Source organism: Pseudonocardia sp. EV170527-09, assembly GCF_008369905.1.
Lineage (GTDB): Bacteria > Actinomycetota > Actinomycetes > Mycobacteriales > Pseudonocardiaceae > Pseudonocardia.
In genome coordinates this window covers 1-8,868 of sequence record NZ_VRMC01000136.1, presented here as the reverse complement: position 1 = coordinate 8,868, position 8,868 = coordinate 1, and the positions used below count along the sequence as shown (strand labels likewise).

Annotated in this window: 9 protein-coding genes; 1 reads left to right on the top strand and 8 read right to left on the bottom strand. The window is 56.2% G+C overall.

Going from position 1 to position 8,868, the window contains the following annotated elements; translation table 11 throughout:
- Positions 1 to 174: leucine zipper domain-containing protein (locus FVA95_RS26420; protein ID WP_149662471.1), on the bottom strand; the 174-nt coding region annotated here is incomplete at its 3' end.
- 439 nt (positions 175 to 613) lie between these two features.
- Entirely contained in the window at positions 614 to 2,401 is a 1,788-nt protein-coding gene (locus tag FVA95_RS26410) for a prolyl oligopeptidase family serine peptidase (protein WP_240051750.1), read from the bottom strand.
- A 157-nt stretch (positions 2,402 to 2,558) separates the two neighbouring features.
- On the opposite strand from FVA95_RS26410, the gene FVA95_RS26405 reads away from it, so the two are divergent.
- Entirely contained in the window at positions 2,559 to 3,074 is a 516-nt protein-coding gene (locus FVA95_RS26405) for a GNAT family N-acetyltransferase (protein ID WP_149666539.1), read from the top strand.
- Here FVA95_RS26405 and FVA95_RS34065 read toward each other — a convergent pair.
- The 6 genes from FVA95_RS34065 to FVA95_RS26385 form a co-directional block, all read right to left on the bottom strand.
- The gene (locus tag FVA95_RS34065; protein ID WP_149666538.1) at positions 3,063 to 3,896 is read right to left on the bottom strand and encodes a class I SAM-dependent methyltransferase; all 834 of its coding nucleotides are present in this window, start codon (positions 3,894 to 3,896) and stop codon (positions 3,063 to 3,065) included. The genes FVA95_RS26405 and FVA95_RS34065 overlap by 12 nt on opposite strands.
- Positions 3,889 to 4,458, bottom strand: a complete 570-nt coding sequence (locus tag FVA95_RS34060; protein WP_368667366.1) for a nitroreductase family protein — start codon at positions 4,456 to 4,458, stop codon at positions 3,889 to 3,891. Before FVA95_RS34060 ends, FVA95_RS34065 begins: the two co-directional genes overlap by 8 nt.
- A gap of 50 nt (positions 4,459 to 4,508) precedes the next feature.
- Complete coding sequence (locus tag FVA95_RS26395) at positions 4,509 to 4,895, bottom strand: VOC family protein (protein WP_149666537.1); 387 nt, start codon at positions 4,893 to 4,895, stop codon at positions 4,509 to 4,511.
- A gap of 37 nt (positions 4,896 to 4,932) precedes the next feature.
- On the bottom strand, positions 4,933 to 5,928 hold the full coding sequence (locus tag FVA95_RS26390) for a Xaa-Pro peptidase family protein (protein WP_161992462.1): 996 nt from the start codon (positions 5,926 to 5,928) through the stop codon (positions 4,933 to 4,935).
- Positions 5,925 to 6,770: a hypothetical protein gene (locus FVA95_RS31070; RefSeq protein ID WP_161992461.1), complete on the bottom strand. Its 846-nt coding sequence runs from the start codon at positions 6,768 to 6,770 to the stop codon at positions 5,925 to 5,927. Before FVA95_RS31070 ends, FVA95_RS26390 begins: the two co-directional genes overlap by 4 nt.
- Before the next feature lie 540 nt (positions 6,771 to 7,310).
- A complete protein-coding gene (locus FVA95_RS26385) occupies positions 7,311 to 8,570 on the bottom strand; it encodes a YcaO-like family protein (protein ID WP_149666535.1) in 1,260 nt (419 codons plus the stop codon).
- Positions 8,571 to 8,868 lie beyond the last annotated feature (298 nt).

Below are 8,868 nucleotides of genomic sequence, written 5' to 3'. Positions count from 1 at the left end.
GTCGGCCATCCCCGCCGGCCCCTCGGCCCGGTAGCGGTCGGACCACTTCTTGGCGGTCCGCGCGGAGACCATGAACATTGTCGCGGCCGCGGTGTGGGTCCAGCCGTGCTCGACGACGAGTTGAGCGAGCCGCAGCCGGGCGCGCGGGGTCAGAGCGGCGTTAGCGTGGGACACGAAGGCCTCCGGTGGGTGAAGCGGTTCCTAGACAGCTCCACTTCACAACCGGAGGCCTTCGTCTGTCAGCCAGACTCACCGCCCCCGGACGGGACAACCTCCCTGGACATCACACTTAGACGACGTGGTCGGCCAGGTGCACGCAGTGGTCGGCGTAGCGCTCGTGGAAGCGGGCCAACAGCGCGGCGTGGACGGCGGCCGGCACGCCCGACGTCCAGTCCGGGCCGAACATCAGCTCGAAGACCTGGCGGCGCAGCGCGTCGACGACGGCTACGAAGCAACTGAGCCAACCGCCATGCCCGGCCGAAGCGGCACTTCGCGCCCGAGTCCAAGATCCGCAGACCGAATTACCTACCCAACGTTGCCTGACGCGGCACTAGATTGTTTCGGCAAACATGCATGCATGAATCTGTCGAAAAGTGCAACTCGTGGAATCGGATCAAGCTCCTGAGTGCCCTAGAATGAAGCTCAGAATACGAGCCTCACGCTTGACCCAGCCGTCTCCGGTCGAAGGTCCCCAGTGGCCTGCCTCCGCGTCGCTCCACAACTCAAAGGGGCCACCAGCCGAAACCTGTCGAAGATTATCGAGGTACAGCCTGGCCGAACTAACGCTGATTCGGCGGTCCGTGTCGCTGGCAACAACCAGGATCGCAGGATGGCAACCGCTGGATACCTCATCGACGGGAGATAACCGAGCAGCGAGCGGCACGCCTAGTAGTGACTCGTCATGATCAAACCATTCGCCTCGGTCCAGGTCAACCATGCTGACATCACCCTCCTCTATAGACCTGTATGGATCAAGGAATGGCGACTCCATGACAACGGAGTCGAACAGTTCCGGTGCCACATTGATTGCCATCGCAGCTAGGTAAGCGCCGGCTGAGGCGGTGCGAACTGAGACCTTCCGATTGAATGAGAAGCCGTTATCGACTAGATACCTTGCTGCGGTAATCAGATCGAGGACGCCATTGATCTTGTGCTTCCGGGAACCGGAATAATGCCACGACGGGCCGAACTCGCCGCCACCTCGCACATGGGCTATAGCGATCGCGTAGCCTTGATCGAGCAAGATGCGATTAGTGCTACTGAATGTAGCGTCCAGGCTACGACCGTATGCTCCATAGCAGGCAAGAACTGCGCCTCGGAGGGGAGAGTCTGAATTTAGGTGTGCAATGGAGATAGGGACATTCGTGCCATCGGTCGATGTGCAAAAGATGCGGTACTCTACATACTTGCTTCCCGCTTCTGTATATGTGGGCAGGTTGAGAGACTTGGCGACCGTGCCTGCAACTGACACATCAATGTACCGCTTGTTATGCGACAAACTCGACCACGCTACAGTCACGGAGTCGCTGAAGTACTCCTTGTCTGGGACTAACCAACAATGCCCATTGCTAGTTCTGACTAGCTCCGCAAGAGCTCGCGATTGTGGGTCAAACGAGAGAATTCTGGCGAATCCATGTATGCGGGCACTTAGTGCTAAGAACCCACTGAACGCTAAGACGCTGTCAACGGATGTGGCCTGAGAGACTTGCGTTGACGCAAGAACTCGCTCCGCGTCGGACTGATGACGCTGCCGTAGAACTACTCTCCCGTTGGTTGCTCGCTCTACAGTAATGAGGTACTCGCCTACGTGCTCGACCAGAAACTCCTTAGTTGAGCATCTTGTGCATAGAGTCACCCAGTCTGACAGATCGGCGCCCGCAGCGCGTACTCGTACTTCACGGCCGAGCATGGACCTTGAAACGATCTTGAGAAATGAAGTAGATCTTAAAGCACTAACAGAAACACTGTAGGAAGGGTCGGCATCCCGATATATCTCGTAGAATCTCTCGGGGTCAGAAAACCTCCGAGCATAAACGACATGAGCAGATCCGACCATAACGGTATAGAAAAAAGCACCTGAAACACTATCGATAGCCGCTCCGCGACACGCTGCAGATACGGGCTCAATGATATCTTTGTTGCTGCGCAAGTCGCGACACCGTAGAGTAAAATCCTCGGCTCCAGTATCATCGAGAGCGAATACCACAAACCTCGCATCATTCGATAATGCGATGGCACCAACCTGGGCGTATCCGCCTTGCTTAACGTAATCGTTCAGATTAAACAGCAGTATCTCCTCTCCAGTAGTCACATGTAGAGCCCACATCTGGCGGTGCGATCGTCCTTCCTCTAGCCGACTGAAGATGCGCCAACCTCGGTTCGCACTAGGCCGGCGAGGCACGTAGTGAGCGGACGATGCGTAGCGGACGGCTGACTCAATGGCTTCCACGATCACTCACCACTCGTTCGATCGAACATGACTGAGCCAGGCTGTTACGGCCCGGAGCTAGGGTACGGTGCACGGTGACCGTCGGTTCTAGTCGCTTAGAGGAGTCCATATGGATACTTTGGTTCGAGAGTCAACAGGCGATGACGCCGAGCGGATCGCCGAAGTCTGCGCAACTGCTTTCCAAGCAACCTACGAGTCGTTCCTGCCGAGTTCATACATCGCGCGATCGATCTCAAACTACTACACGGTCGAGAAGGTCAGATCTGATATCCCCAGCGCGTGGCCAGGGTGGTCCGGCTATCTTGTTGCTGAAGAGCAGGGGGTGGTTGTAGGTGCAGCTGGGGGCGGACTTCTGGAGCCGTCAACTGCTGAACTATACGTAATTTACCTTGATCCCCAAAAACGTGGAAATGGGATCGGAACAATGCTTCTTGATAGATTCGTCGACGCTGTCACTGAGCAAGGCGCTCAAACCCTGCAAGTTCATATGATCGAAGGTAACAATCTGGGTACACCATTCTACCTTGCTCGCGGGTTTACCCCAGTCGAGGTGGCACCAGCATATGGCACAGAGCCGGACGAAGCGATCAACGCGATCAAGATGTGCCGGAAGCTACACGACTGAAGATGGAATCAGCAGGTGCGACGAGGAGCTATGATACTCGTCCATTTGACCAATCCTGTAGCTTATACGTGCCCACTCCAAAATGCTTGCCCTGTCCGTCCGCGAGGCTGACTCCTGCCCTAGAACTGGATCGGGACCGTCGAGCCTGATAACGCTGTGTGCGGTCAACCCAGCTATCTGAAGTTCTTCAGCGGCTTGAGCAGGTTGAAGGTAGCGGTTTAACCGAAGGAACTCAGGGACTTTCTGACTCGTCAAACGGCCGTTGTTCAGCAACTCGGAGGTGTCAATACTAGCGACTACATCCGGAGCACGACACATGAGATCACGGAGGGCAGCTAGGGGCTGCAGTATCTCAACAAGGACTGTCCGGCCCGGCTCGACAACTCTAGCAACTTCAGACATCGCCTGGATGCGATCTGTCTGATTGAGGAGGCCGTACATCGGACCAAATGCTAATGCGAACTGAAAGGCGTTGTCGGAAAAGTTCGACAAGTTTCGGGCATCAGCAAAAGAGAACTCAACACCGGTGAGTCCCTTGCTTCGCGCAACTGCGTCGGAGATGAGAGGACGGCTCTGATCTACACCTGACACCAAGTAGCCAAGATCCTGAAGGTACAGCGACCAGAAGCCGTTTCCACATCCGACATCTATCACGTGACAGGGCGGGGGAGGCAGGTAGTCCCTAAGCGCTAGTCGAACAACTTCTGTCTCGACCAGCCGAAGGCTCGACCTTCGAGCCCAGGTGAGTTTCACACTGTCTGCACTTTCGTATAAGCGCAGCGCTTCGTAAGTGTCAGAAGAAGTGTCGATGTAGTCAGTCATCCGAACCCCCAACTGCCAGAGCTACGACGACGTCAAGTGAGTTCGCCTCGAAACGAGGAAGATAGCGCTGAGCTGTTGCTACGCCTGAAGATGGACAACATGAAAGGCCTAACCGCGTTGCTATGGCCCAAAGGCCAAATAGCCACCCGCCGGCGTCAACGTAGGCGAGTCGCGACCATGACTCTTCGTAGCTGGCGCCGAACGAGGTCCAGTCTAGGCACACGAGAATCGCTGCTGCCGGAAGATTCGTCGTACCTAGGAACTGGCCGATTTCCGATAGCACTTCATCTACAGCCACGGCGTCGAATCGAATCGACACCCGCTTGAACGTGGTCAGATCCACCGAGAATATATGCATCGGCCAGCTACTGACAGCCCTACACACGACGAAGAGTCGCACATGCCGACCGCCACCTGTAGTAGGCAGGACACACTTTCCGTCCTCACGTATGCATCGAGCTAGGAGCTCCTCAAGCTCGCTACTTTTGATAGGCCGATCTAGTCCAGAGCGAGTCGACGTCCTGGATGCAATAACGTCATCGAAAGTCCAAGGAAGCAACACACCACTCCTTACAATCGCAACGAATGCAGGGCCACGCTAGCTCGGCAAAACTACACCCACTGATACATTTCGAGCATGTTGTGCTCGGGATCTAGAACGTATGCTGAGCGAGATCCCCAGGGGAGGAGAACTGGCCGAACAAGAACCTCACCGCCAGAACTTTCAGCTGTGGAAACAGACTGATCGAGATCCGAAACACTCCACTGAGTAATTGTCTTGTTTCGAGCCAATCTGGGGTTCTGCTGGTCAACGAACTTGGGACCGCCAGAGGCCGCGAGGTACAGCTCATCGATGATACCGAGCACGATTCCAGGCCCTCTTACCTCTGCGAACTTCCGATCGTCCGACCAGCTAACTTCAAGATCGGCGAACGCAGTGTAAAAGCGGACGAGACGGCCCACATCGTTAGCTGCAATGGTGACGTGATCCAGCTTCATCTAGGACTCCTCGATCATGGTTGTTGAACTGAAAGAATCAATCATCCGCGAGAACCTGTGGCCCATTCTGCGTAACTAGAACGGTCGTCTCTTCGCGGTATCCGCCCCAGCGTTCAATATATACGGCTGGTTCGATATTCAGTACCGTGCGGTTAAAGAGAATCTCCTTTGACGATACCGAAACAGTAGGAGGTTCGTGAAGGTCAAGACCGATTCCGTGGCCAAGCGCATGTGACGGGACTGCGAATCCATGATTCTCTATCTCTGCTGCCATCGCCATTGCGATATCGCGGAGCGGGGTTCCAGGAAAGCACAACTGTATGCCAGCACGTTTAGCTGATCTAACGGCGCGGCGAGCCTTTTCGAAAGTAGACGTGGAAACTCCTCCAGCGATAATCGTTCTACAGAAGTCGCTAACGTAACCACCCAACGAAGCGCCAACATCGATAGTTATGGGCTCTCCAGGCGATGGGATGCGATTGGATGGGTGGCACCAGGGCACGGAGCTTCGGGCGCCAGAAGCCACGGACGGATCGAAAGCCCACCCGTCCATTCCAGTCTGCCTAATGTTCCTATAGATCGAGCACTCAATCTCTATCTCAGATAGGTCAGCGAGGTGGTCACCAACGGATCGGACAGCGTGGGCAATGGCGCGCGTCGCACGCGCTATTGTAGCTATCTCAAGGTTGTCCTTTTGTCGCCTCAGTTGGCTGACTTGTGCATCAATGTACCGGACTCCAGCGGGATCATCACGTGGCTGCCCGGTAGCAGTAAGCTGCAATAGTGGTAGGGAGGCCGCCTCTACGCCGACAACGGCGGTCGTAAGCTCCTGCCGCATATGTGCCATATCATTATCATGGTCCCAACGTCGCGTTGCGACATCATAAAGGGAAAAGTCATGCGACGGTGCCTGATTGAAGTACTGAAGGAGCTTGCTGTGGCGGCAAACTAGAACTATATCGATGCCGCCGTCCAGCATCGATGATGTGAATCGTTCGAGGCGTTCAGCGTAGAATTGATCGTTGGTGTTCATCGATTCACCGAACTCTCGTCGCCTATCGGTCGAAGCGCAGCCGACAAGGCTTTCAGTCCGGTAACAGATTCCAGTATGAAGTGATTCACGCCACATTTTGTGTACGCGTCGAGTACCCGGTTCAAGGACGCTTGACCGAGCCATATTGCGGGAAGATCTCTGTCTACTGGGATGTTCCGAGGAGGCGCATTCACGTCATTCTCATCGACTATGATTCGCAGATACAGCACGGTGCTGAGCGGTTTACCTGAAAGTTCTATAGCAGAAGTAATCTTCGCTCGCATGTTCGGCAATGAGTCTTCACGCGTCATCCAGCCGTCAAGCCATGGTGAGCATTTTCCGACACGCTGAACGGAACTCGAAGCCAGATATAATTTTACTCGTTCGTTGTAGGGAGCGAGATCGGATCCCGCACTCGCGACGTCCAGGAGCGCAGAGTCGAGGGTCGAACTGGTCGTCATCACGAAGCTTTCGAGGTCGAGCGTCGTTGACCCTAGATGCTCGTTCACCTCTTGGAATACACCGCGTCCGATTCCCAGGTGAATGGTGGCTTCGCTCAGACAGACTAGCGATGAGATTTGCCGCGCGATCTGGAGCTCCGAGCGGTAGCCAGCGGTTAAAACAGAGAACCCAATCTCGCGAAATCCCTGGAGCACAGCAAATGTGCCTGCGACGATTGGGTCGAACGGATAGCGTGCGTTTTCCAGTCCATCGACGGAAAGAGGAGTATCCCTGAACCAGATCGTATCGATACAGGCCTCACGGGCTTCCTGGAGCTCAGCCGTGAGGGCAGCTCCCGTTAGCTTGCCGGACCGCATCATGACTCCGATGGTCGACTTCACTTCTTCACTCTCAGTCGTCGGACGACTCTATGTTCGCCAGATTGGGCAGTTCCGCCGACGAAGGTAGTCGCTTGCTCTTCCTCTAAAGTCCATAATTCGGATAGAGTGTCGGTTGAATGTGGGCTGCCACAGCATGCCCAGTCAACTGTCGCCAAGATCGCGTGTGGTTTGGATTGCAGCACCCAGTTCATGGTCAACATCGACTCAGAGCGAATGTGATGCAGCCCAAATAGACAGAAGAAGCTGCTTGCCATCGTGGGAAGTTGGACGTTAGCCGCATCACCGACGATCACGTCTGCGTTATGTATGCTCCTACTCATGAGGCTTCGGCGAAGGTCTTCCGCGATCAGCTGATTAGATTCTACGGCTATGAGCTGCTGCGATGCATGAGCGAGAACGATGTTCTCGCTTCCATCGCCGGAACACATGTTGACTGTCAGCCTCCCTCCGCGAGTTCGCGCGGTGATCCCGACCCACTTTAGGACTTCTCGATGTACCTGCTCAAAGGTAGCCGTGTTTGCCAACACTGTTCTCCGTCGATCAGCTGTGGGGTAGCGGAGCTAAGTTGAGCTCTGCGCGGAATGCCGCGATCGTCGGATGTCCGAGCGGCGGGTACGCGGTTGGCATGTTAGCCACGAGCTGCGGAGCGATCACCCTAATTACACTGTAGCCAGCATCCCGTGCATCACTCGTCGTAACATCAAAAACGGATGTAAAGAGTCCTAGCCGAACGGCTTCACTAGCAGCAGTTGGGCTGTCCTCGTTGATACTATAAGTGCCGTCTATATGCAGATCGTGATCAACTGTAGCCGAAATCTTGCGGTATGCAGCGGAGCACGCATGTGGGTCTAGGTAGTACTGGAGGTTGTGAACAAGCTGCGTCATATCGGACCAGTCGTATCGGAAGGTACGACTGTACCGACGATCGTCACGAAACTTCCGCAAAGGGAAATCGATCCTCTCGGATTCGACAGCACTCCACAGTTCGCTCTTCGGGTCAATTGCCTGTGCGGCTAGTCTTCGCAGTTGGAAGGCTTCTGCTGCAGCTTTCAATGCTGCATTCTCTATATTGGTGCGGGCGGCAAATCCAACTTGGAGTGTGGCTAAGCTCGTGTCAACCAGAACGCACGCAACGATCGGGATCTTCGACGGCCCGTGGAGGAGAAGCCAGTCTAGTTCTACGCCGGCCGTAGGATCGAGGCTGCAGAGCTCTGGGACTTTGCTCCGCGGTCCAAAAGTCAGACGAGTGGCCTTCCTCCCGCAGATCCACCACTGGGCAGTCGCGTCGCGTTCAAAAAGCTCAAGCAGAGCCGATTCGGTAGCGTGATTGATCGAGACGCCCGCCGCAATACCAGGTAAGAGGACAGGTGTCCTGCGTGCCTCGTCTGGATGCGATCGATAGTAGTTCAAGCGAACAGCGGCAGCTGGGGCTGCTACAGTCTCACCGGTGATAAGATCGTGGCCGAGTTCCCAATCGATGGAGTCATGGTTACTCGTGGTTACAAAAGGGAACTCCGTGTGAGCGTATTGCGCATCGGTGAATTGCACGACAGTCTGAGGGTGGATGACAGCGCCATAGCGTTCGGCTGCTTCGTCTAGACTGCATTTCAGTGGCTCACGGACATGGATATTTCCGCAGTACCTTTCGATTGCTTCGCCGAGGGCGGCGTTGCGCGCTGATTCCCGGTCGAACGCAAGGCCGCCGCCAACCAGATATCGCCTCCCGGCCGACGGCCCGGACGGCGTCGCGCTGCTACTGGCCCGACACCAGCTCTCGACGGTCCACGGCGCGATGGTCATCAACCCGGCGCACTGGGCCGAGCTCCCCGACGGCCACACCCGCGCTACCACGACCTCGGCCGGCGACGACCCGGCTCGGCGCCTGACCTCGCCATCGCCGGAACCTGACCCGGCAATGGTCCTGCCGGGGGCCCGGCCCGGCCTCGGTGTCGTCGTCGCCCGTCGTCCGCTGGCTGACTACGACCGGCTCGCCGGGCTTTGCGCGCCACCCGACCCCTTGTCCGGGCCCGCTGCTGGGACCGGTGAGTCTCTGGTGGGTGCGGCATGACTGAGCTGCTCACCGGCCGCATCACCGCGC